This is a genomic window from Actinacidiphila sp. bgisy160 (assembly GCF_965342435.1).
In the GTDB taxonomy this organism is placed as follows: domain Bacteria; phylum Actinomycetota; class Actinomycetes; order Streptomycetales; family Streptomycetaceae; genus Actinacidiphila.
In genome coordinates this window covers 71,758-92,568 of sequence record NZ_CBDRCM010000012.1, presented here as the reverse complement: position 1 = coordinate 92,568, position 20,811 = coordinate 71,758, and the positions used below count along the sequence as shown (strand labels likewise).

Below are 20,811 nucleotides of genomic sequence, written 5' to 3'. Positions count from 1 at the left end.
CACGTCTGCCATCCTCGCGCCCATGTCCACTTTCCAAGATCTCCTCGCCGAGGGAGAGGCCGTCCCGACCGAGGGCTGGGACTTCTCCTGGTTCACCGGTCGCGCCACCGAGCAGCGCCCGTCCTGGGGCTACGCCAGGCTCCTCGCGGAGCGGGCCGCGCGGTCCGAGGCCGTCCTCGACATCCAGACCGGCGGCGGGGAGGTCCTGGCGACCGTGCCCACCGCCCCGCCGGTGGTCGCGGCGACGGAGTCCTGGGCGCCCAACCTGGAGATCGCCCGCCGCAACCTGGCCCCCCTGGGCGCCACCGTCGTCGAGGCGGAGGACACGGCCGACCTCCCTTTCCCCGACGGCCACTTCGACCTGGTCGTCAGCCGGCATCCGGTGGTGACCCGCTGGGACGAGGTGCGACGGGTGCTGCGTCCCGGCGGCGCCTACCTGTCCCAGCAGGTCGGCGCGGGCTCGGTGCGGGAACTGACGGACTACCTGATGGGGCCGCAGCCGGTCGCCGCGCACGTGCCGCCGGACCCCTTCACGACCACGGCCGGCTCCAGCGCGATCGAGGCCACCGCCCGCGCGGAGGCGGCGGGCCTGCAGGTCGTGGACCTGCGGCAGGAGGCGCTGCGCATGGAATTCCACGACATCGCCTCGGTGGTCCACTTCCTCCGCAAGGTCATCTGGATCGTGCCCGGCTTCACGGTGGACGCCTACCGTGAGCGGCTCGCGGAGTTGCACGACTTCATGGAGCGGCACGGGTCCTTCGTCGCGTACTCGCAGCGTTATCTGATCGAAGCCCGCAGGGGCTGACATCCGGAAGAAGTACACCCGTGGTGCATGTGCCGAGGACCGGGCCGTTCGCGGCGTCCGACGTCGGTGCCGCGACCGGCCCCCTCGCCGCCCGCCACCGGTCCCGACGCCGCTGACGCGACGGCAGATGACGCAGAACCCGAACTTGTCGGCGTAGAGCCGTCCCAGCGCCTCGACGGCGGCCTTGCTGACCCGGTACGGGCCGTCGGGGGCACCGGTTCCCAACTCCCTCTCACGCGCACGCCCGTTCACTGGCACTCCGAGGCATTCCACGGGCCGAGGCGTCGTTACCTGACGCCACGTCACCCACTTCCCGCTGGCAGGCCGTTCCCGCACGGTTCGGCAAGGTCGGCACGCCGGGGGCGGATTGGCGCCGGTACACGGGTGACCGTTTATGCTCTGGTCCGTCATTGGGATTGTTGTGAACTCAACCACGTTTGGCCGTCGAGGGGACAGCGCGCCATGAACCGTCCGGGGATGTCGATCAATCAAGTGCGGATAGCCGTGGCTTTGCTCAGCCTCGCGCTCTTCGCACAGACGGCGTTCTGGCTGCTCTACGACATCGTTGTCCGCGGTCTGCCCGGTGCCTGGTCGCTGTGGACCACCGGGTGGGTGCCGGGCCTGTCGGCGACCTCCTCGCTCGACCTCGGCCTGGCGGCGCTTCAGCTATGCGCCGGCCTGGCGGCGCTGTTCCGCACGCGCGGCGCGGGCGGCCTGCTGGTGACCTCGTGCACCGTGACCCTCGGCTTCCGGCTCCCCGCGGTCTGGTACCTGCTGCTCGACTCGCCGTCCGACCCGTGGTTCGGCAACCTGAAGGGCGCCTCGCTGAACGCGGTGGGCGGCACCGCCGTCCTCGCGGCGGTGCTCTCCCTCGTCCTGGGCGGACTCCTCCTCCTCGCCCGGCACATGGAGTACGAGGCCGCCGCCGCGGACACGATGACGGGCGGCATCCGCCCGGTGAAGGTGACGGCCACCGCCTCAGGGGTGCTGCTCGCGGTGCTCAACGTCTTCTACATCGGCCGCAACGCGGTGACGGCCGTTCAGGTCGGGCCGGCCGTGCTCACCGACCTGATCGTCGGCAAGGGGAGCGGGCGGTCGATCCTCGCGGTGCCGTCGCCGTACCAGTGGGTGTGCCTGACCGTACTGTGCGGGGCCGGCATGCTGCTCGCGGCCCGGCGGCGGCCCACAGCCCCGGGCTTCTCCGTGGGTCTTTCGCTCTTCATGATGCCGTCGGCCTTCACCGAACTGTGGGGCTACGCGGTCGGCACGATGCCCGTGACCGCCGTGGACGCCTCGCAGAGCCTGCTGGAGTTCGTCGGCTCGGCGGCGGTGGTCGCCCTCATCGTCGGCGACGTCCGCCGCGACCGCCGTCCGGACGACGCCGACCTCGACGTGCTGGCGCCCGCCGTGCCGACGGGGATCGCGCCGGCCGCTGCGCCCGACCGGGACGACGCCGCCGACCAGGCCGGCGAGGCCACCGAGGCCGCGGAAGTCACCGTCCCCGCCCGGCGCGAGACCGACGCGGACCGCCCGGCGCCCGAAGGCGCCGACGTCTGACGCGGGGCGCCCCTGCCGGACCGGCACCGCGGCGAGGAACCTTCGCGCGGGGCCGGTACCGGTACCGGGAGTCACGGCATGCCCACCACCGTGCGGCCGACCGTTCCCGTGGACGTGCCCGTCATCCGCGACAAGCACGGGCACGTGCGCAAGTCGGCGGGGTTCCTCGACGACACCGCCGCCGACCGCTTCGCGTGGCGGCTGTTCCTTGTCGCGGGCGACCCGCCGACCCGTCCACCCACTTCGCGGGCTTCCCGAAGGACGACGTGAGCCCGATCTCGTGCCAGGACAACGTGGCCTTCGACCCGCACGGCAACCCGTGGATCTCCACGGACGGCGCGCCGGGCACCCTGGGCGCCCACGACGCCCTGTTCGGCGTCCCGGTCAAGGGTGCCGAGCGTGGTCAGGTGCGGCGGTTCCCGAGCGTGCCCGAGGGCGCCGAGACCTGCGGCCCGATCGTCCAGGACCAGCGGGTCCTGGACGCCGTGCAGCACCCCGGGCGGACCGACGGCTCCACGTACGAGAGCCCGTCCTCGCACCGGCCGGGGGGCGGCAGGCGGATCCCCCGTCCCTCCCTCGTCGTGGTGGTGTGGAGCAAGGGCGGCCGCGTCGTTCCGTGGGTCAGTGCACGGTGACGGGCAGCTCGTACAGGTCGTTCTGGGTGACCACGGGCTTGTTCCGCAGCTCAGTCGCCGGCACCGCCAGGTCGAGCTTCGGGAAGCGCTCGAAGAGGGCGGGCAGCGCCACCGAGGCCTCCAGCCGGGACAGCGCGGCGCCCGGGCACACGTGCGGGCCGTGGCCGAAGGCGATGTGCCGGATGGGGTGGTCGCGGGTGATGTCGAAGACGCCGGCGCTCGGGCCGTGCTGATTCTCGTCGCCGCCGATCGCCGCGTAGGAGACGATCAGCGCCTCGCCCTTGGCGATGACCTTGTCGCCGACGGGGACGTCCTCGGTGGCGAAGCGGATCAGCACGTGCGAGGTGGGCGTGGAGTGGCGCAGGGTCTCCTCCACCACCGACTCCCAGCTCGCCTTGCCCTCCCGCACCAGCGCGAGCTGGTCGGGGTGGGTGAGCAGGTTGACGACCGCGTTCACGATGAGGGAGATCGTGGTCTCGTGCCCCGCGGCGATCATCAGCTGCAGGGTGCTCTGGATCTCCTCGTCGGTGAGGTGGTCACCGTCCTCGGAGGCCGCGATCAGGGCGCTGGTGAGATCGTCGCCGGGCTCGGCGCGCCGGTCGGCGACGGTCTTGGCCATGAGCTCCGCGAGCTCGCCGAGGGTGGCGATGACCTCCTCGGGCGGGGTCTGGGTGGAGAAGAACTTCTCGAACAGCACCTTCAGCCGAGGCAGGTGTGCCTCGTCGATGCCCATCAGCTCCTGCACGACGTACATGGGCAGCGGGTAGGCGAAGGTGGCCTTGAGGTCCAGCGCCCCGCCCTCGCGTGCCGCCTCCTCGACGCCGTCCAGCAGACCGGCCGTCAACTGCTCGATCCGGGCCCGCATCTGCTCCACGCGGCGCGGGGTGAGCGCCTGGGCGACCAGGGAACGCAGTCGGCGGTGGTCGGCGCCGTCCACGGTCAGCATGGAGCGGCCCGGGTTGGCCAGGCCGATCAGGGCCCAGTCGGCGGGTATCTCACCGCGGTTGAAGGCGTCCCAGTGGGCGATGTCCTTCACCAGCCGCGGGTCGGTCAGCAGCGCGCGGGCCTCGGCGTGGTGCGTCACCGCCCACACCGGCACGCCGCCGGGCAGGACGACCGCGGCCAGCGGGCCTGCCTCGCGCAGCGCGGTGCTCTCGGCGACCAGGTCGCCCACCAGCGGGTCCAGCACGATCGGGGAGGCCGCCTCGTGGCCGGTGACCGGACACTTCATCAGAGTTCTCCTAGCACGGGGGTGGGTGTGAAACGCACGGGGAGCTTGGTCATGCCCCGCAGCCACGGGGACGGACGGCGCACCAGCCCGGCGGGGTCGACCGCCAGTTCGAGGTCGGGCAGCCGGTCCAGCAGCACCTCGATGCCGGTGCGGGCGATGGCCTCGGCGATCTCCTGCGCCGGGAACGGGCAGCGGTGCTCGCCGTGGCCGAAGGAGAACCAGGCGTTGTTGCCGTTGGTGGACGCCCCGGCCTCCAGATGCACCTGGGGGTCGGCGTTGGCCGCGGCGAAGCCGAGGATGAGCAGGTCGCCCGAGGCGATCTGGCGGCCGCCGAGCCGGGTGTCGCGGCTGGCCCACCGGCCGGCGATGTTCTGGGTGGGGGTGTCCTCCCACAGGACCTCGTTCATGGCCTGACCGACGCTGTTCCGGCCGCCGGTGAACGAGGCGGCGAAGCGGTCGTCGGTGAGCATCAGCCGCAGCGAGTTGCCGATCCAGTCCGCGGTGGGCTGGTGGCCGGCCACGGTCATCACCATCAGGTCCTGCACGATCTCCTCGTCGGAGAAGTCGTACCGGTCGGCGAGCATGCGCGAGACCACGTCCGCGCCCGGCTGTTCCTTCTTCGCCTCGAGCAGCTCGGTCATCGCGGAGTAGACGTGCGTCTGGCCGGCGATGGCGTCCGGGCCCCCGTCGACCAGGTCCTTGACCGCCTTCACCAGGAGCGGGCCCTGCTCCTCGGGGAAGCCGTACAGCCGGGCCAGCACGCGGACCGGGAGCAGCATCGCGAACTCTTCGAGGAGGTCGGCCCTGCCGCTGCCGCAGAAGGTGTCGACCAGTTCGTCGGAGTAGCGCTCGGCGTACCGGCGCAGTTCGACCGCGTCGGTGTCCTCCATGGCGTTGCCCATCATCGCGGCGCGCTGCCGGTGCCGCTCGCCCACGGTGTAGAGGATCGACGGCTGTTTGCGCCCGATCATGGGCAGCAGCGGCCAGTCGTCGGGGATGCGGTCCCACTGGTTCCACAGGTCCGAGTCGCGGCTGAAAAGCACCGGGTCGCCGGTGACGTGCAGCAGTTCCCGGTAGCCCAGGACGAGCCAGGCCGGGATGTCGCCGTCGAGTGTCACGGGAGCCAGGGCGCCGTGGTCGCGGCGCAACTCCCGGTACAGAGCGGCGGGTTCGACGTGGAAACGCGGACCGCTGAACGGCACCGCCCCGGCGAAGGGGCAACTGCCGGCGGCCCCGGGGGGCGGCTGACTGGTCACGGGGCGGTCCTCTCCCGGGCCCGCGGGCGGGCGGCGGACAGGGTCTGCAGGTGCTGGACGAGGGTGATCAGGACGTCCTTGGACGACTGCCGGGACCGCGCGTCGCAGTCCACCAGCGGCACCCCGTCCGCCAGCGACAGCGCGTCGCGGACCTGTTCCTCGGTGTGCTTCGGCCCTCCGAAGTCGTTGCGGGCCACCACGAACGGGGTGCCGTGGTGCTCCAGCCGGTCGATGGCGTACCAGGAGTCGTCCAGGCGGCGGGTGTCGACCAGCACCACCGCTCCGAGCGTGCCGGAGAACAGCCGGTCCCACAGGAACCAGAACCGCTCCTGCCCGGGCGCGCCGAACAGGTAGAGCACGGTGCGCGCGTTGATGCTGATCCGGCCGAAGTCGAAGGCCACGGTGGTCGAGGTCTTCGTCGCCACACCGGCGAGGTCGTCGACCCCGGCACCGGCCTGCGTCATGGTCTCCTCGGTGTTCAGCGGACGGATCTCGCTGACCGAGCGGACCATGGTCGTCTTCCCGACGCCGAAACCACCGGTGATGACGATCTTCAGCCCGTTGTCGGCGCTCGCGTCGAGCGGCGCCCGCGGCCCCGGCGGGCCGGGAAGGAGGCCGGGGTCAGAGGTTGCGTAGTCCAACGAGCACCTGCTCCAGGATCTCGGGGTCCGGAAGTTGAGCCGCCGTCCGGGCGGTACGGGGGTGCCGGACGCTGATCCGGCCGGTGTCCAGCAGGTCGCACAGGAGCACCTGGGTGATGCCGACCGGCAGCCCCAGGTCGGCGGCGAGCTCCACGACTGCGGTGGGCCGACGGCAGATCCGCAGGATCGCCGCGTGCTCGGACTGCATCCCCGGTGCCGGCTCGCACTCGGCGACCACCAGGGTCACCAGGTCGAACGCGTCGGACTCGGGCCGGCTGCGGCCCGACGTGAGGGTGTACAGCCGGTCCGGATCCTCCTCCCGGCCCGGGCGGGGTGTCATGCGCTGTCGCCGTCCTCACCGGTCAGCTCGCGCGGGGGCGCGCTCAGGTGCTCGCCGAGCTGTTCGACCAGCTCGTTCATGTTGTGGCCGATCAGACCGACCTCGGCGTCTTCGGAGGCGACGACCGCGAGGTGGGCGCCGTCACCTGCCTCGACGATGAACAGGATCCCGCCGTAGAACTCGGCCATGGCCTGCCGCACGCCGCCGCTGCCGTCGCCGAACTCCATGGACGCGCCCTGGGACAGGCTCTGGATGCCGGCGGAGATCGCGGCGAGCTGGTCCGCCTGGTCCACCGAAAGCTCCGGGGTGCGGCACAGCTTGAGCCCGTCCCGGGACAGGACCAGGGCGTGGCGGGCGCCCGGGGTACGCTCCAGCAAGTTCTCCAGCAGCCAGTTGAGCCGCTCGTCCGTACTGGTGTGGCCGGTGGCCGGTGCGGTCATCGCGCGTCGCTTTCTGGGGATGGGTCCGTCGCGTTCTGCTCGTCGCGGTCCGCGCGGGGCGCGGACGCGGAGGACTCGTGGTCAGGGGTGGGGGCAGGTGCGGGTTCGGCGGGCGTGGTGCCCTGCACCGCGCTGCGGAAGGTGCTGAAGCGCGCGGCGCGCTCGGCCGCCGTTCCGTGGCCGGCGGAGCCGGTACCCGCACGTGCGGCGCGCCGGTCGTGGCCGGCGGAGTGCAGCGTCTGGCCGCGTCGGCGCTTGGGCAGGCCGCTCTCGCCCAGTTCCGGTGCCGTGAGCGGGAGTTCCTCGTCCCGGCCGGACGTCTCGGCGGCGGCGGGGGCGGACGGCTCGGCGGCGGCCGGGGCCTGCGGGGGCAGGACGGGCTCGGCGGCGGGACCGGCGTCCAGGCCGGGGCGCGGGACGGTGAGCAGTTCCTGCGGGATCATCATCACCGCGCCGGTGCCGCCTCGGGCCGAGGGCCGGAAGGACACCGTCAGGCCGTGCTTGCGGGCCAGCCGCCCGACGACCGTCAGGCCGAGCCTGGTCCCGGACAGACCGGTCAGGTCCCCGGACCCGGCGGCGACGGCGCTCTGCGCCCTGCGCAGCGCCACCTCGCCCATGACCAGGCCGCTGTCCTCGACCGTGATGACCGTGCCCGCGGGCACCTCCTCCACGTACACGTGGACCTCGGCCGTGGGCGGGGAGAAGTTGGCGGCGTTGTCCATGAGTTCGGCCAGCGCGTGCATCACTCCCTCGGCGGCGTGGCCGACGACGGCGACCTCGCTGGTGGAGTGGAGCCGCACCCGCTGGTAGCCGGCGATGCGCCCCATCGCGCCGCGCAGGATCGACTCCATCCGGATCGGCTTGGCCCACCGGCGGCCGGAACGGGCCCCGGTCAGCACGGCGATGCTGTCGGCGAGGCGGCCGGCCTGGGCGGTGCGGTGGTCCAGGTGCAGCAGGTCGTGCAGAACGGCCGGGTCGGAGTGGCGGTGCTCCATCTGCCGCAGGTCGGCGAGCATGCCGGTGGCCAGCGCCTGCATGCGCCCGGCGGCGTTGGCGCCGACGGCCATCGCCGCGGCGCGGCGCGACTCGCTCGTGCCCACCCGGTCGGCGACCAGGGCCAGCATGCGGCGCTGCGGGCCGGTCAGCGGCTCCCGCACCCCGGCGAGCACCCGGTCCACCGTCTCCCCGGCGGTGATCCGCCGGACGGCGGCGGGGAGCAACTCGTCGGCGAATCGTTCCGCCTCCGCCCGCAGGGCGTCGAGCTGAGCGGCCAGCCGCCGGGCCCTCCAGCGTTCCTGCGCCGCCAGGGCCACGGCGCAGGCCAGCGCCAGGATCCCGGCGGCCGCGCCGATCACGGCGGGGGCGCGCAGCGACCCGGGGGCGGCGACCACCAGCCACCCTGCCACCGGCACGGTGACCACCAGGGGAACCGCCATGGCCCGCGCCAGGTACGCGAACGGAGCACGCTGCTCACGCCGCCGTGCCGGGATGCGCAAGCGCCCGGTCCGCGGGCGCGGGAGCGCGGTCTGCGCTGTCATCGATCTGGACCTCGGGGCCGTACGGACGGATGGGACAGGCTCAGGGGAATCCGGCAAAAACGGGCACCGCCACGGGCACGAATCGTGCACGGGCTCCGTGTTCGCGGGGAACTCGCGGTCACTATATGCGAGTTGCCGACAGCGTTGATCAACGAGCCCGATGACATTTGTTGGCTCGTGAGGATATGCGAGGTGGCCGCGACACCCGGCCGCCCGAGCGCGGGGGAACCGTCGCCTCCGCTCCGCCAAGGCGCGGCCGGCGCCGCGGCGCCGGCCGGCACGTCTTCGCGGTGCCACTGACCACGTCTTTTGCCGTGCCGTCCGGGCCCGGGGCGCGGCGGCCGGGGAGGGCGCGCGGGGCGTCCCGCGCCGTGGGGGGCGGGTCCGGTCCGGCGGGCGGCCCCGAACATCGGCGGCGTGTCCACTCTGCGACATGTCCCAACCGCGCCACGGCGCCCGGCACGTCAGCCCCGGGCGGACGCTCCTCGGGCACCGGCGACGCCGCTCCGCGCGGCCTCCGCGCCCGCCTCCGCCTCCCCCTCGTCCGCGTTCACGCGGACCAACCTCGCGGCCACACCGACGACCAGCGCCAGCACGAGCGCGGCGGCGCCGATCAGGAACAGCACGCGGTGGTCCTGGCCGGTCCGGGCGAAGACATAGGAGTAGAGGTAGGCGGAGAGGGCGAGTGACAGCGCTCCGGCGACGGTCGCCCCGCCCCAGGCAGCCGACTGCGCCTCGGGGCGCCGCGGTACGAGTTCGTGGACGCGCCCGAGGACGACGGGCACGACACCGGGCGGGAAGGAGCCGATGACGACGCTCAGCACCGCGATCTCGGGCAGGCCGTGCGCCGCGGCGAGCGCGGCGAGCGCCCCCGCCTGCACCAGGGTGATCAGCAGCAGGGTCCTGGCGAAGCCGAGGCGGTCGCCGAGCAGCCCGTAGAGCGTGGGGCCGACGAGGGCGCCGAGTCCGTAGAGGATCCAGACCATGGAGCCGCCCCCGGCATGGAGCGACCTCCATGCAGGACCTGGCGATTGCCACCGGCGTGCAGCGCGGCTCGCTCTACAACGCGTACCGCGACAAGGAGACGCTGTTCCTGCGCGTCTTCGAGGACTACGCGGACGCCTTCGTCGCCGAGGCGGCCGCCACGCTGGACCCGCCCGACGTCCGGCGGGCGCTGGAGGACTTCTTCGACTTCACCATCGTCTCCATGACCCGCGGCACCCCCACCCGCGGCTGCCTGTCGACCAAGACCACCACCGACACCCAGGCGGACGCCGAGCCCATCCGGGCCGCGGTCCGAGGCATGCTGGACCAGCTCGAGGGCGTCATCGCCGAACGGCTCTCCCGCGAGGACGCGGCCGGCCTGCTCACCGTCCCGCCCACCGAGGCCGCGCGGGTCCTGGTCACCATGACTCGCGGCACCGTCGTCATCGAGCGCGTCTACCAGGACGCGGACCGGCTCCGGGCCACCGCGAGGTCCCTGATCGCGATGGTGCTCGGCGCGCACCGGCAGACCGCCGCCTGATCAAAGGGCCCAGTAGGGTGCCCGGATGACCGCCACAGAGGGGAACGAGACCGGCTGGACGGCCACCCGCGCCTGGGTGCACCGCCAGCTCCGCGACGGGGAGCGCATGGAGTCGGCGGAGCGCCTGGCCGGCGGCTGGACCTCGCGGATGCGCCGCCTGCGGGTCACGGGCCCGGAAGGCGGACGCCAGTTGGTGCTGCGCTCCTTCGTGCGGCCCTTCTACCGGCGGCACGCGGAAGGCCTGCTCAGCCGTGAGGCGCGGATCCTGACGCTGCTCGGCCCGACCGCCGTCCCCGCCGCCGAACTCCACGCCGTCGACGCGACGGCGGAGCACTGCGACCACCCCTCACTGCTCATGTCCCTCCTCCCGGGCGGCGTACGCCTGGACGACGCGGAGGCCGGGGCGCGGGCCTGGCTCCTGGCCCGCCAACTCGTCCGTATCCACGGGCTGGACGTCGGAGAGCAGGACCGGCCCCGCGCGTACCAGGCCTGGACGGCGCCCGAGCGTGTGCGCCCGCCCGAGGCCACCGGCCGGCCGGACCTGTGGGCCCGCGCGGTGGACGTCATACGCCGTGACCCGCCCGACCACGAAGGCCGGTTCCTGCACCGCGACTTCCACCCCGGCAACGTGCTGTTCACCGGGCACGGCGGCCACCTGCGCATCACCGGCGTCGTGGACTGGGTCGAGACCTCCTGGGGACCGGCCGACCTCGACGTGGCCCACTGCGCCACGGCACTGGCGCTGCTGCACGGACCCGGGGCCGGGATGCGCTTCGCCGACCTCTACACCGCGGCGGGCGGCCACCTGTCCGATTCCCCCGGCGCGCATCTCTACTGGCGGCTCCTGGACGCCCTCGCCTTCGCACCGGACGCCGAGAAGGTAGCCGTCCCCTGGCGCGAACTCGGCCGCACCGACCTCACCCCGGCGACGCTCGCGACCCGCCTGGAGACCTACGTCGCGGCGCTGCTCGCCCGCTACGGCGAGGCCTGACCGAACCGACCGGCGTTCGGCGCCGGATGCCGTTCCCCTCTGCGCAACTGCGTACGCGTGGACAGGTCCTCCGGTTCCACGCCCAGTCGATTCGGGACCACCGGGGACGGGACGGCGAAGCGGGAACTCCTGATCGTTCAGGTTACGGGCGCGTGCCGCGCCTGTCGTAGCGACAGCACGAAGGAGCAGGCATGACCACTGGGGAGGACGGCCGGACGGATGTCCGCGGCACCGGCGAGGGCGCCCCGGAACCGCCCGCCCGCCGCAAGCGGCCCCGGAAGGCCGCTGGACGGCGTACCTGGTGGCAGGAACTGCCGATTCTCGTCGTCGTGGCGCTGGTGATGGCCCTGGGGATCAAGACCTTCCTCGTCCAGGCCTTCTCGATCCCCTCGGGTTCGATGCAGAACACCCTGCAGGTGGGCGACCGGGTCCTGGTCGACAAGCTCACGCCGTGGTTCGGGGCGACACCGCGGCGCGGCGAGGTGGTCGTCTTCCGTGACCCCGGCGGCTGGCTGGACGACCAGCCCCGGCTGAGCGGCGGGAACGTGATCACGAAGGCGTTCGCGTTCGTCGGGCTGGCGCCCTCCTCCGACGAGCGTGACCTCATCAAGCGCGTCATCGCGGTCGGCGGCGACACGGTGGAGTGCGAGCGCGGCGAGCCGGTCACGGTGAACGGGAAGCCGCTGGACGAGCCCTACATCTACCCTGGCGCCACGCCGTGTGACGACATCCCGGTCGGGACGGTCACCGTCCCCGAGGACCACCTGTGGGTGATGGGCGACCATCGCGACGCCTCCTGGGACTCGCGCGCCCACGTCAACGAACCGGGCGGCGGGTTCGTGCCCTTGGACGACGTGGTCGGCCGCGCCTTCGTCGTCGCCTGGCCGGTGCCCCGGTGGTCCACGCTGCCGGTGCCCGCGACCTTCGACCGGTCGTGACCCGCGGCGGCCCGGCCCCGCACGGCAAGGGCCGCCTTGTTCGACCCCTCGCGGCGCGTCACCGACGGTGGGGAGGTGCCGCGATGCGGGACCGCTTCCCGCCAGGCGAGGACGAGAGAAGGCGATACGGCCATGAGCGCTGATCGCGCCGGCAACGGGACGGCGACCGGTTCCCTCCAGGTGGTCCGGAAGTCGGCACAGATCCTGGACCGCTTCCCCGCGACCACCCCCGCCTCCAGGCGTCCGCGACGCAGAGGCCCGGATGTGGCGGCGCAAGACGGCCAGGCCCCTGGCGTCCCCGCGTCGACCGGGTTGCCTTGACGATGCCCCTTGCGGGTCGCACAGTGGATACCGCATTGCGGCAATGGCTTCCACGATGCGGCAAAGTGAGGACGGTGGAGCCATGATCCAGACGAGTCCGCGCACCGCCGGGCGGCCGGACGCAGCCGGTGCGGGCTCCGCTCACGCGCCCTTGGCACCCGGCGGTGACGCATGCCCCGTCATGTACCGGCGGCTGCCGGTGTTACGCCCGCCCCGCACGGCCCCTCGACGGCGGCCGTGTCCCGGGACCCCCGCACAGGCCGCCCCTGAACGGTCCTGCCGACCGGCCGGACCCCACCGGGCCGGGTGACGTCCCGTCCGTCCGCGGGGACGCGGCCACGCGTTCCCACCGTGCCGGAGGGCGCGCGCACACCGCACGCGTCGCGTCCGCGCACGGCGCACGAACCACCGGCAGGACCCTCCATGAACCTCTTCTCTTCCCCTGTACCGGCGGCAGCGCGGGCAGGGCGTCGCTTCCGCCCATCCGGAACGCGCCTCGCCGGCGCACGGGGGAGGCATCATCGGCTCACCGGCCGGGCCGGCGAACGCGCCAGGTGGGCGGGCATCCGCACCCAGGTGACCCTGCCGGTGGGACTGATCGCGGTGATCACCCTGGCCGGGTCCTTCGCCCCGTTGGCCATCCACCTGTCCCCCCTGCTGGTGGCGGCCCCCACCTCCACGGCCGCGTTCGCCCGCGCCCGGTTCACCGCGTGCGTGGCCCTCGTCGCCAGCGCCGCGATGCTGCTCGTCGACCGCCACGACGGGCTGCTGCACTCGGCCATCCTGCCCATCCACATCGGCGCGCTCCTGGCGGTCTCCGGCTTCGTCATCGCCGCGCGCACCCTGCACGACCGCGACTTGAGAGAGCTCCACGAGGTACGGGCGGTGTCCGAGGCGGCGCAACGGGTGCTGCTGCGGCCGATCCCGCCGCGTCTGGGCCCGCTGCGGGTCGCCTCCGTCTACCGGGCGGCCGCCGCGCACGCCCTGGTGGGAGGGGACCTGTTCGGCGCCGTCCGCACCGAGAGGGTGACGAGATTCCTGATCGGCGACGTGCGCGGCAAGGGACTGCCGGCCGTGGAGGACGCGTCCGTGCTCCTCGGCGCGTTCCGCGAGGCCGCCCACCACCACGCCACACTGCCCGAGCTGGCGGCCTCCCTGGAGCGCAGCGTCGAAAGGCACCTGGCCCAGCTCACCGAGGCCGACCCCGAGGCCGGGGAGCGCTTCATCACGGCCCTCCTGGTGGAGGTGCCCGACGACTCCGCCGTCGTACGGGTCGTCAGCTGCGGGCACCCGCCGCCGCTGGTCCGGCACGGCGGCCGGGTCGCCGCCCTGGAGGCCCACCGGCCCGCACCGCCCTTCGGGCTGGCGGGCGACGCCCCGGACGACTACCACCTCGACACCTTCGTCTTCGGCGCCGGGGACACCCTCCTGCTGTACACCGACGGTGCCATCGAGGCCCGGGACGCGTCGGGCGGCTTCTACCCGATCCACGAGCGGGCCGGCACCTGGAGCTGGGAGGCGCCGGACGTGCTGCTGCGGCACGTCAGCGACGACCTGGACGCCCACACCGGACGGCACCTCGACGACGACCTGGCGATGGTGGCGGTCCAGCGCCCAACCCTGCCATGCGCCGGACAGCGTCCGCCCTGCCCCCGGTCGCCCCAGCCGGCGAAGGCCGCCCCGTGAACGGCGGCTGGACGGCGCCGCCGGGAGGACGCACCGGCCACGAAGGGTCCTGGCGACCGTGTTCGCCCACCGGGTGCCGTGGGGCATCGGTCCCGTGCAGCTCCTCGGCTATCCGGGCGCCGTCTGCGCAGTGCAGCTGGAGGCGTCCAAGGGCGGCCTGATCCGATGGTCGGAGTACTCGGCGTTCGCGCCCCTCGTGGCCGCCGCCCTGCTGCCCGCAGGCGCACCTTCGTCATCGGCGTCGCCACGCTCACCCCCGGCGCGGTGATCCGCGGCTTCGAGATCCACGGGGTGCCGGTGGGCGGCCGGACCGCAGTCATCCCGGCGGCGCGCCGTCCTTCGCCCTCGGCCTCGTCCTGTGCCGGGTCCGGCTGTGGCTGCGGAGCCGGCCGAGCCGGAATGACGACGTACCGCGGGAGCGCTGACATCCGCCTCGCCCGGCTGACAAGATGATCGCAGGGCTACTTCCCGTCAAGTGACGGGAGTACGACACATGAAGGCAGCGCGAAGGCGGACCGCGGACCATGCTCGAATCCATCGGCCTCAACAGGCAGGACGAATCGGTGTACGAGGCCCTCGTGCGACGGGTGCACGCCACGGTCTCGGACCTGGCCCACGACTGCCGGCTGTCCGCTCCCGCGACGCGCCGCAGCGTGCGGTCACTGGTCTCCCTCGGGCTCGCCGTGCGCTCCACCGGACGCCCCGTCACCTACGCCGCGGTCTCCCCGGACAGCGCCCTGGAAGCCGTACTGCGCGACAGGGAACAGGCGTTGAACGAGGTGCGCTCCCATGTCTCCGGCCTGATGGACCTCTACCGCGCGGGGACGCGTTTCGTGAACCCCGGCGAGCTGGTCGAGGTCGTCTCGGGGCGCGACGACGTCAACCGCCGCTGGGCGCAATTGCAGCAGAGCACGCGCACGCAGGTCCGGGGCTTCGACCGGCCGCCGTACGCCTCGGTCGAGGAGCACACCGAGCCCAACCCGATCGAACTCGAGCTACTCAAACGCGGCGTGGCCTACCGCGTCATCTACGACAGCACCGTGCTCGCCCTGCCCGGCTGGCTCGCCGACGTCACCGTCGGCGTCCGGCACGGCGAGCAGGCCCGCGTGGCGGCCGGCCTGCCGATGAAGCTGGCCATCTCCGACGACCGGCTGGCCATCATCCCCCTGCTGCGGCCCGGCGACGACGCGGTGACGGCGTCCTACCTGATCCACCCCTCGCCCCTGCTCGACGCGCTCATCGCCCTCTTCGAGGCGCTGTGGGAACGCAGCGTGCAGGTGCGCCTGCCGGCGAACGGCGGTGCCCCGGTGAGGCTGGAGCAGGCCCCGGACGAACTGACCGCCGAGGAGGCGAAACTGCTGACGCTGCTGGCCGCGGGCGCCACCGACAAATCGGCCGGCCGCGCCCTGGGCTGGAGCGAACGGACCGTCCAGCGCCACCTCACCCGGCTCATGCAGCGCTTCGGAGCCCAGACACGCTTCCAGATCGCCATGGAGGCCACCCGCCGCGGCTGGATCTGAGGATCCACACCCACTCGCGGCGGGCCCGGCGGACGGTCCTACGATCGTGCCGCCGGACAAGCCGGGGGTGCACATGGCATTCGAGCTCGATCTGCCGCTCGTGGCGGACCCGGAGCCGGACGCCGAGGCCGACCGGCTGTCCCGCGCGCTCACCGAGGTCGGCAACGAGCGCTTCCTCCGCGCCGTCGTCCGGGACCCGGCGCGCATCCGCCACAGTGTCGTCCGCACCACCGACGGCGACTGGTACCTCGGCGACCTGATCGGCGACGACGGCGAGATCCAGTGCTGGCAGAACGCCGGCCCCGACCTGAGTGACGCCCTGCGAATCCTGTGAGCGCCGTGTCGCTTCCCGCGGACGGCGTGATCGCGACCCGGACGATCCTGTCCGGGCGCCGGACGAGATCGTGGAGCCGGCGAAGACCAGTCTGCGCGAACCGGGTTTCGACCAGGCCACGGAGCGGGGGGCGCCGCGGGCGCCCGCCGGGCATGGGCACGGCGGGCGCGACGCGTCACGGCTGCGGCCACCAGGGGCTGGAGTGGGCCACACGCCACACACCACGCACCACGTACCACGCACCCGCGGGGCGCCGCTCAGCGGGGCGCGTCCGGCGCCACCAGCGTGCGCACCAACGGGACCCGGACCACCACGAACGCGCCGCCCACCACGAGCAGCGCGCCCAGCGACATGGGCAGCAGCCACCAACCGCCCCGCAGGTGCTCCTCGAACACCGTCACGCCCAGCGCCAGGCTCACGGTCGCGTCCCCCAGCGTCAGCGCGGGCTGGGAGGCCACCAGGGGCCCGGACTGCATGGCGTTCTCCAGGAGGAAGACGGCCGCGACCCCGACGAGGGCGAAGCCGTACGTCTGCCACGCGGTGAAGAAGGCGGCCGCCCCCTCGGTGGCGCACGCATGCGTTGCGTCCTTCAGGAGGCCAGCGGTCAGCGCGTAGCAGACGGCCGCCGCGAGGCCGAAGCAGGCGGCCCGCACCCGGCCCTCGGGGCGCCGCACGGCGGTGCCGACCAGCACCACGACCGCGGCGGCGCAACTGGGCAACGCCATCGCCCACATGCCGGTGCGCGGCCGGTCCACCCCGCCGCTGGGCGAGGCCGCCCACAGCCCCACGCCCAGCCCCACCATCATGGCGGCGACGGCGGCCCAGCCGCGCGGCGGGAGCCGCCTGTGCAGCACGATGCCGCCGATGAACAGGGCGAAGGGCAGTTCCAGGACGAACAGCGGCTGGACGAGCGAGAGGGCGCCGTTCAGCAGGGCCAGCGCCTGGAGCGCGGCCGCCACGATCACCGCGCCGAACCCGGCCAGCCACACGGGCTTGCGCAGCAGTTCGCCCATGAGGGCCGGACGCAACCCCACCGTGAGCGGAACCGTGCGGGCCGCGTAGCGCTGGAGCACGGTGGCCAGGGCGTTGCTGACGGCCGCGAGCAGCGCGAACAGCACGGCAAGGGTGGTCTGCACCAGGGCTCTCCTCCAAATCCCGGCCCACGCTAACCGCTGTGCTCCCCCACCGGGCCGCACGACGCGTCGGAGGGCGAACGGGGCTCCGGCAAATGCGGTTGACGCCGCTCGCCGTGCACCGGTTTCCTGCTGCGATGTCGACCCTTCGCATCGAACGGCCCCGTGGCGACGCCCTGCTCGAAGACTGGCGGTTCGTCCACAACACGATCATCCCGACCGGCCCGCTCTCCCTTGAGGACGTGCGCGAGCGCTCGCAGCGCAACCATCTGGAGGTCGCGTACCTCGGTGACGCCGTCGTGGGCTGCACGACCGTGCGGCCGCCCACCGGCGCGGAGGCCACGGCCACGGTCATCGCCCGGGTGCTGCCCGGCCACCGGGGACAGGGATTCGGCACGCAGCTCTACACCCGGGGATTGGAACGGGCGCGCGAGATGGGCGCGGCGGCGATCGAGACGGTCGTGCTGGCGTCCAACACCGACGGGCTGCGCTTCGCGGAGGCCCGGGGCTTCGTCGAGTTCGAACGCTACGTGCTGCCCGGGGACACCATCGGGTACGTCACGCTGCGGCTGGCCTGAACCCCGAGCCCCTGCGCTGCGCCCTGGCCACGCGGCCTGCGCGACCCACTCGTCGAAGCCGCGCAGCCCCGGGGTCAGGGGGAGGTGGGCAGCAGGGAACCGGTCGCCGGCCCCCGCCCCACCGTCCCCGGCGACCTGGGGGACAACACGGGACGCCGAGCGCCCCGGGCCCGCCGCGGCCGCCTGACCGTGGCCGCCGTGTCGCGCTCCTCGGGGCCGGCCGGTTCGGGGGACACGGCCCGCCGGGTGCGGCGGGGCGGCCCGCCCGAGGGCGTGTGCGACCTGCCTCGCGCCGCGGGGCCGGGAGCGCATGACCGCGGCGGGCCCTTCCGCCACCAGGGCATCGTGACGGCGCTTGCCCTCGTAGTGGCCCAAGCCGGCCCGGCCCACCCCACGATGGACGGCGCGACGTGATGCCCCGCCCCGTTTTCGGTGCGTCGGGCGGCGGGTTCGGGGGCGCCCAAGGCCGGCGGTGACACCGGTAACGCGGTGGCCGCACTGCCGGTGGAGGAGCGGGGCGCGCGTGCCGCGGCGGAGCCCGACGCCCTCCAGGACGCCTTGACGGCCTCCGCGGACCCGCCGGGCGCCGATGCCTCGAAGAAGGCGACGGCCACGTCCGGCCGGTCGTCAGGTGGGCACTCTGGGAGCCGGTGATCACCCCGGGGCCGGCGCCCCGCGGCCTCCCCGGCGGTGACACCCCCTGACATCGCCAGGGTGGCCCCGGCGCGGCCGCTCAGGCGCGGTCCGCGGGGGCGCTGCGGCGCAGGTAGCGCTCCGCCACTTCGCGCAACCGGTCGCGGCCGAAGCTCCGCCCGTGGCCGGGGTGGACGACGGAGACGTCGAGCCCGGCGAGGAAGGCCGCGGTGCGCCGGTATGCCGCCACGTCGGACTCGGGCAGGTCGTCGACCAGATAGCCGTCATAGACGGCGTCGCCGGAGTAGAGCACCCCCGTGCGCTCCTCGAGGAGGGCGACCGAGCCGGGCGTGTGGCCGGGCAGGTGGAGGACGGTGAGGACGCGGTCGCCGAGGTCGATCCGCTCGTCCCCGTTCAGGGAGCGGGTGAGGGTCAGCGGGCCGATGCCGTAGCCGCCGGGGTCGTAAGCGGGGTCCGGCAGGGCGTCCAGGAGGAGCGGCGGGAAGAAGGCGCCCACGTCCTCGGTGCCGAGCCGTTCGGCGAGCTCGGGGCCGTACAGGCTCGCCGGCACGCCGCGCGTCAGAGCCGCGGCGTCCGCGGTATGGGCGGCGCGCTCGGGGAACTCGTGGGCCCCGCCGACATGGTCGAGGTGCGCGTGGGTGAGGAGCAGCAGGGGATTCCTCGCGAAGACGTCCGGGATCTCCCGGCGCAGGGGCACCACACCGAGTCCGGCGTCCACGACGAGGTCGCGTTCGAAGCCGCGCAGCCACCACACGTTGGCCTTCACGATCTCGTGGGCGTGCGGCTCGCTGATGCGGACGAGGCCGTCCTCGACCTCGCGTCGCTCATACCAGTGCGTCATACCGGCCCAGTCTCCTCGCCCCGGGCGCGGGCCCTGCTGCGGGGTCGGCGGGTGGGGCGGGGTCGGCGTGTGGGGCGGGGCCGGAGACGCGACCGGGGTGGCCGGGCCTCCCCGGCAGGCATGTGAGCGCTGCCGGTGGCGACCCGGCCACCCCGGTCGCGGACCGTCAGTTGCGGATGATGTTCTCCGCCTGCGGCCCCTTCTGCCCCTGGGTGACGTCGAACGTCACGGCCTCACCCTCGACCAGTTCGCGGTAGCCGCTGCCGGCGATGTTCGAGTAGTGCGCGAACACGTCGGGGCCACCTCCGTCCTGCGCGATGAAGCCGAAGCCCTTTTCCGAGTTGAACCACTTCACGACGCCTGTCGCCACCGCGTCCATCCTTCACGTGCCAGCTGAAGAGCCACGCCGACTGCGTGACCCGAAGCCACCTCCTGCCGGAGACGGCCACGGAGCCCTCTTTACCCGATGCAGGGCGTTTTTACGCCGGGTCATCGCATCTGTACGCCCCCTGCCGCAATGGACGCTCCCGCGACGGGTGCGCGGGGCGGCACCGGCGGCGGACGCGGGGCGGGACGGCCCTGGGCCGTGCTCGGCGACGACCCGGTGGCCGGGCGGGATGCGCCCCTCCACCGGCCGGAACGGGACCCGCGAGAGCGGTGACCGACTGTGTGCTCTCCGCAACGATCCCATCAAAAGATCTTGACTAAGCGGCCGCACCGGCCGTGAATGGGGTGGCGCGCTGCCCGGCTCCAGGGAGAAGCAGCCGTCGAAACCGGGGAATACCGGGGAATGCGGAAGGTGCGGTGCCGATGCGGGGAGGTACGGGTTGAGGACGCAACGGAAGGTGCGCAGAACGGGAGTGCTCGACGTCGGGTGCCACAGCGCCCTGCTGACGATCGTGGAACGACGCGCCGACTCCCCGCTGGAACCGGTGCTGGCGCGCAAGGTGCGGCTGCGGCTGCACGAGACGCTCGACGCGACGGGACGGCTCGACCGGTCGGGCGTGCGCAGCGTCCAGCACGCGGTGGCACGCACCCTGGCGGCCGACGGGGGGCCGTCGCTGCCCTCGGTGTACGCCTTCGCCACCTCCGTCATCCGGGACGCGCCGAACCGCGACGAGGTCATCGCGCAGGTGGCGCGGACCACCGGCACCCGGCTGCGGGTGCTGTCGGGCGAGGAAGAGGCCCGGCTGGCCTACGTGGCCGCCCGCCAGTGGGCGGGGCAGGACGGACTCCCGCTTCTGGTGCTGGACATCGGCGGCGGCACCGTGGAGATCGCGGACGGCACCGGGGAGCAGCCGCGCGCGGTCCACTCCTTGCCCCTCGGCGCCCGCGCCGTCAACCGGCGTTGGGACCTGCTGGACGCCGTGACGTCCAAGCGGCGGCTGCACGAGGTCCGCGACCGTCTGCGCGACTCGGTCGGCGAGCTGGGCGGCACCCTGCCGCGGGCCACGCGGGACGGACGGGTGCTGGCCTCCTCGAAGACGTTCACCCAACTGGCGCGGCTCGCGGCCGCCCGTGGCACGTCCGGCGAGGGCCCGGACCGTCTGTCGCTGCGACAGGTGCGGGAGATCGTGCCCGTCCTGGCGGCGAAGGGCCCGGCGGGGCGCGCCAAGCTCCCGGGCATCTCACGGCACCGCGCGGGCCAGTCGCTGGCGGGGGCGCTGGTGGCCGAGACCCTGATGGAGCTGTGCGGGGTGGACAGCGTGGAGATCTGCCCCTGGTCCACGCGCGAGGGGTTGCTCCTGGAGCGCCTGGAGTCAGTGGCCCCGGCCGTTCACCGCCGCGCCGGCTGAACCCTCGGTGGGCTCGGCCGCGGCGCCGGCCGCGGCGCCCCAGTCCGGGCG

At 73.6% G+C, this 20,811-nt stretch carries 22 protein-coding genes; 12 read left to right on the top strand and 10 right to left on the bottom strand.

Annotation, left to right across the window (positions count from 1 at the left end; all coding sequences use genetic code 11):
* Window positions 1-22 precede the first annotated feature (22 nt).
* From ACRWNP_RS13220 to ACRWNP_RS13205, 4 genes are all read left to right on the top strand, one after another.
* Window positions 23-805: a class I SAM-dependent methyltransferase gene (locus ACRWNP_RS13220; RefSeq protein ID WP_431961330.1), complete on the top strand. Its 783-nt coding sequence runs from the start codon at window positions 23-25 to the stop codon at window positions 803-805.
* Window positions 806-1,282: 477 nt separating this feature from the next.
* The gene (locus ACRWNP_RS13215) at window positions 1,283-2,362 is read left to right on the top strand and encodes a hypothetical protein (RefSeq protein ID WP_431961329.1); all 1,080 of its coding nucleotides are present in this window, start codon (window positions 1,283-1,285) and stop codon (window positions 2,360-2,362) included.
* Between the two features lie 78 nt (window positions 2,363-2,440).
* A complete protein-coding gene (locus ACRWNP_RS13210; protein ID WP_431961411.1) occupies window positions 2,441-2,632 on the top strand; it encodes a hypothetical protein in 192 nt (63 codons plus the stop codon).
* Window positions 2,557-2,997, top strand: a complete 441-nt coding sequence (locus ACRWNP_RS13205; RefSeq protein WP_431961328.1) for an alkaline phosphatase PhoX — start codon at window positions 2,557-2,559, stop codon at window positions 2,995-2,997. The genes ACRWNP_RS13210 and ACRWNP_RS13205 overlap by 76 nt, the downstream gene beginning before the upstream one ends.
* On the opposite strand, the gene ACRWNP_RS13200 is transcribed toward ACRWNP_RS13205, so the two are convergent.
* From ACRWNP_RS13200 to ACRWNP_RS13170, 7 genes are all read right to left on the bottom strand, one after another.
* Window positions 2,984-4,228 (bottom strand): cytochrome P450 family protein, encoded by a 1,245-nt coding sequence (locus ACRWNP_RS13200; protein WP_431961327.1) that lies wholly within the window; start codon window positions 4,226-4,228, stop codon window positions 2,984-2,986. The two genes, ACRWNP_RS13205 and ACRWNP_RS13200, sit on opposite strands and share 14 nt — an antisense overlap.
* Entirely contained in the window at window positions 4,228-5,484 is a 1,257-nt protein-coding gene (locus tag ACRWNP_RS13195; protein ID WP_431961326.1) for a cytochrome P450, read from the bottom strand. The genes ACRWNP_RS13200 and ACRWNP_RS13195 overlap by 1 nt, the downstream gene beginning before the upstream one ends.
* Window positions 5,481-6,125, bottom strand: coding sequence for a GTP-binding protein (locus tag ACRWNP_RS13190; RefSeq protein WP_431961325.1), 645 nt, complete (start codon window positions 6,123-6,125; stop codon window positions 5,481-5,483). Before ACRWNP_RS13190 ends, ACRWNP_RS13195 begins: the two co-directional genes overlap by 4 nt.
* Window positions 6,106-6,465 carry a DUF742 domain-containing protein gene (locus ACRWNP_RS13185; RefSeq protein WP_431961323.1) on the bottom strand — a complete coding sequence of 120 codons (360 nt, stop codon included), beginning with the start codon at window positions 6,463-6,465 and terminating at the stop codon, window positions 6,106-6,108. Before ACRWNP_RS13185 ends, ACRWNP_RS13190 begins: the two co-directional genes overlap by 20 nt.
* Entirely contained in the window at window positions 6,462-6,905 is a 444-nt protein-coding gene (locus ACRWNP_RS13180; RefSeq protein WP_431961322.1) for a roadblock/LC7 domain-containing protein, read from the bottom strand. Before ACRWNP_RS13180 ends, ACRWNP_RS13185 begins: the two co-directional genes overlap by 4 nt.
* Complete coding sequence (locus ACRWNP_RS13175) at window positions 6,902-8,443, bottom strand: sensor histidine kinase (RefSeq protein WP_431961321.1); 1,542 nt, start codon at window positions 8,441-8,443, stop codon at window positions 6,902-6,904. The genes ACRWNP_RS13180 and ACRWNP_RS13175 overlap by 4 nt, the downstream gene beginning before the upstream one ends.
* Window positions 8,444-8,907: 464 nt before the next feature.
* Window positions 8,908-9,429 (bottom strand): YbfB/YjiJ family MFS transporter, encoded by a 522-nt coding sequence (locus ACRWNP_RS13170; RefSeq protein WP_431961320.1) that lies wholly within the window; start codon window positions 9,427-9,429, stop codon window positions 8,908-8,910.
* Between the two features lie 29 nt (window positions 9,430-9,458).
* Here ACRWNP_RS13170 and ACRWNP_RS13165 point away from each other — a divergent pair, with 29 nt between their 5' ends.
* The 6 genes from ACRWNP_RS13165 to ACRWNP_RS13140 all read left to right on the top strand — a co-directional run bounded on the left by ACRWNP_RS13165 (window position 9,459) and on the right by ACRWNP_RS13140 (window position 15,758).
* Window positions 9,459-9,968 carry a TetR/AcrR family transcriptional regulator gene (locus ACRWNP_RS13165; protein ID WP_431961319.1) on the top strand — a complete coding sequence of 170 codons (510 nt, stop codon included), beginning with the start codon at window positions 9,459-9,461 and terminating at the stop codon, window positions 9,966-9,968.
* Window positions 9,969-9,993: 25 nt separating this feature from the next.
* Window positions 9,994-10,959, top strand: a complete 966-nt coding sequence (locus tag ACRWNP_RS13160) for a phosphotransferase family protein (RefSeq protein ID WP_431961318.1) — start codon at window positions 9,994-9,996, stop codon at window positions 10,957-10,959.
* Between the two features lie 191 nt (window positions 10,960-11,150).
* Window positions 11,151-11,897, top strand: a complete 747-nt coding sequence (gene lepB, locus ACRWNP_RS13155) for a signal peptidase I (protein ID WP_431961317.1) — start codon at window positions 11,151-11,153, stop codon at window positions 11,895-11,897.
* Between the two features lie 897 nt (window positions 11,898-12,794).
* Window positions 12,795-13,904, top strand: a complete 1,110-nt coding sequence (locus tag ACRWNP_RS13150) for a PP2C family protein-serine/threonine phosphatase (protein WP_431961316.1) — start codon at window positions 12,795-12,797, stop codon at window positions 13,902-13,904.
* 524 nt (window positions 13,905-14,428) lie between these two features.
* Entirely contained in the window at window positions 14,429-15,424 is a 996-nt protein-coding gene (locus ACRWNP_RS13145; protein ID WP_431961315.1) for a helix-turn-helix transcriptional regulator, read from the top strand.
* Window positions 15,425-15,497: 73 nt separating this feature from the next.
* Entirely contained in the window at window positions 15,498-15,758 is a 261-nt protein-coding gene (locus ACRWNP_RS13140) for a hypothetical protein (RefSeq protein WP_431961314.1), read from the top strand.
* A gap of 257 nt (window positions 15,759-16,015) precedes the next feature.
* On the opposite strand, the gene ACRWNP_RS13135 is transcribed toward ACRWNP_RS13140, so the two are convergent.
* Window positions 16,016-16,894 (bottom strand): DMT family transporter, encoded by an 879-nt coding sequence (locus tag ACRWNP_RS13135; protein ID WP_431961313.1) that lies wholly within the window; start codon window positions 16,892-16,894, stop codon window positions 16,016-16,018.
* Between the two features lie 134 nt (window positions 16,895-17,028).
* Between ACRWNP_RS13135 and ACRWNP_RS13130 the strand changes: the two genes are divergently transcribed.
* On the top strand, window positions 17,029-17,469 hold the full coding sequence (locus ACRWNP_RS13130) for an N-acetyltransferase family protein (protein WP_431961312.1): 441 nt from the start codon (window positions 17,029-17,031) through the stop codon (window positions 17,467-17,469).
* Between the two features lie 733 nt (window positions 17,470-18,202).
* On the opposite strand, the gene ACRWNP_RS13125 is transcribed toward ACRWNP_RS13130, so the two are convergent.
* Window positions 18,203-18,964, bottom strand: coding sequence for an MBL fold metallo-hydrolase (locus tag ACRWNP_RS13125; RefSeq protein ID WP_431961311.1), 762 nt, complete (start codon window positions 18,962-18,964; stop codon window positions 18,203-18,205).
* 166 nt (window positions 18,965-19,130) lie between these two features.
* On the bottom strand, window positions 19,131-19,334 hold the full coding sequence (locus ACRWNP_RS13120; protein ID WP_431961310.1) for a cold-shock protein: 204 nt from the start codon (window positions 19,332-19,334) through the stop codon (window positions 19,131-19,133).
* Between the two features lie 475 nt (window positions 19,335-19,809).
* Here ACRWNP_RS13120 and ACRWNP_RS13115 point away from each other — a divergent pair, with 475 nt between their 5' ends.
* On the top strand, window positions 19,810-20,760 hold the full coding sequence (locus tag ACRWNP_RS13115; RefSeq protein ID WP_431961309.1) for a Ppx/GppA phosphatase family protein: 951 nt from the start codon (window positions 19,810-19,812) through the stop codon (window positions 20,758-20,760).
* The last annotated feature ends 51 nt before the right edge of the window (window positions 20,761-20,811 follow it).

Coding starts and splice junctions, on each gene's coding strand:
- ACRWNP_RS13220 (WP_431961330.1), top strand. CDS start 23: ATGTCCACTTTCCAAGATCTCCTCGCCGAGGGAGAGGCCGTCCCGACC.
- ACRWNP_RS13215 (WP_431961329.1), top strand. CDS start 1,283: ATGTCGATCAATCAAGTGCGGATAGCCGTGGCTTTGCTCAGCCTCGCG.
- ACRWNP_RS13210 (WP_431961411.1), top strand. CDS start 2,441: ATGCCCACCACCGTGCGGCCGACCGTTCCCGTGGACGTGCCCGTCATC.
- ACRWNP_RS13200 (WP_431961327.1), bottom strand. CDS start 4,228: ATGAAGTGTCCGGTCACCGGCCACGAGGCGGCCTCCCCGATCGTGCTG.
- ACRWNP_RS13185 (WP_431961323.1), bottom strand. CDS start 6,465: ATGACACCCCGCCCGGGCCGGGAGGAGGATCCGGACCGGCTGTACACC.
- ACRWNP_RS13180 (WP_431961322.1), bottom strand. CDS start 6,905: ATGACCGCACCGGCCACCGGCCACACCAGTACGGACGAGCGGCTCAAC.
- ACRWNP_RS13175 (WP_431961321.1), bottom strand. CDS start 8,443: ATGACAGCGCAGACCGCGCTCCCGCGCCCGCGGACCGGGCGCTTGCGC.
- ACRWNP_RS13170 (WP_431961320.1), bottom strand. CDS start 9,429: ATGGTCTGGATCCTCTACGGACTCGGCGCCCTCGTCGGCCCCACGCTC.
- ACRWNP_RS13165 (WP_431961319.1), top strand. CDS start 9,459: ATGCAGGACCTGGCGATTGCCACCGGCGTGCAGCGCGGCTCGCTCTAC.
- ACRWNP_RS13160 (WP_431961318.1), top strand. CDS start 9,994: ATGACCGCCACAGAGGGGAACGAGACCGGCTGGACGGCCACCCGCGCC.
- lepB (WP_431961317.1), top strand. CDS start 11,151: ATGACCACTGGGGAGGACGGCCGGACGGATGTCCGCGGCACCGGCGAG.
- ACRWNP_RS13145 (WP_431961315.1), top strand. CDS start 14,429: ATGCTCGAATCCATCGGCCTCAACAGGCAGGACGAATCGGTGTACGAG.
- ACRWNP_RS13140 (WP_431961314.1), top strand. CDS start 15,498: ATGGCATTCGAGCTCGATCTGCCGCTCGTGGCGGACCCGGAGCCGGAC.
- ACRWNP_RS13130 (WP_431961312.1), top strand. CDS start 17,029: ATGTCGACCCTTCGCATCGAACGGCCCCGTGGCGACGCCCTGCTCGAA.
- ACRWNP_RS13125 (WP_431961311.1), bottom strand. CDS start 18,964: ATGACGCACTGGTATGAGCGACGCGAGGTCGAGGACGGCCTCGTCCGC.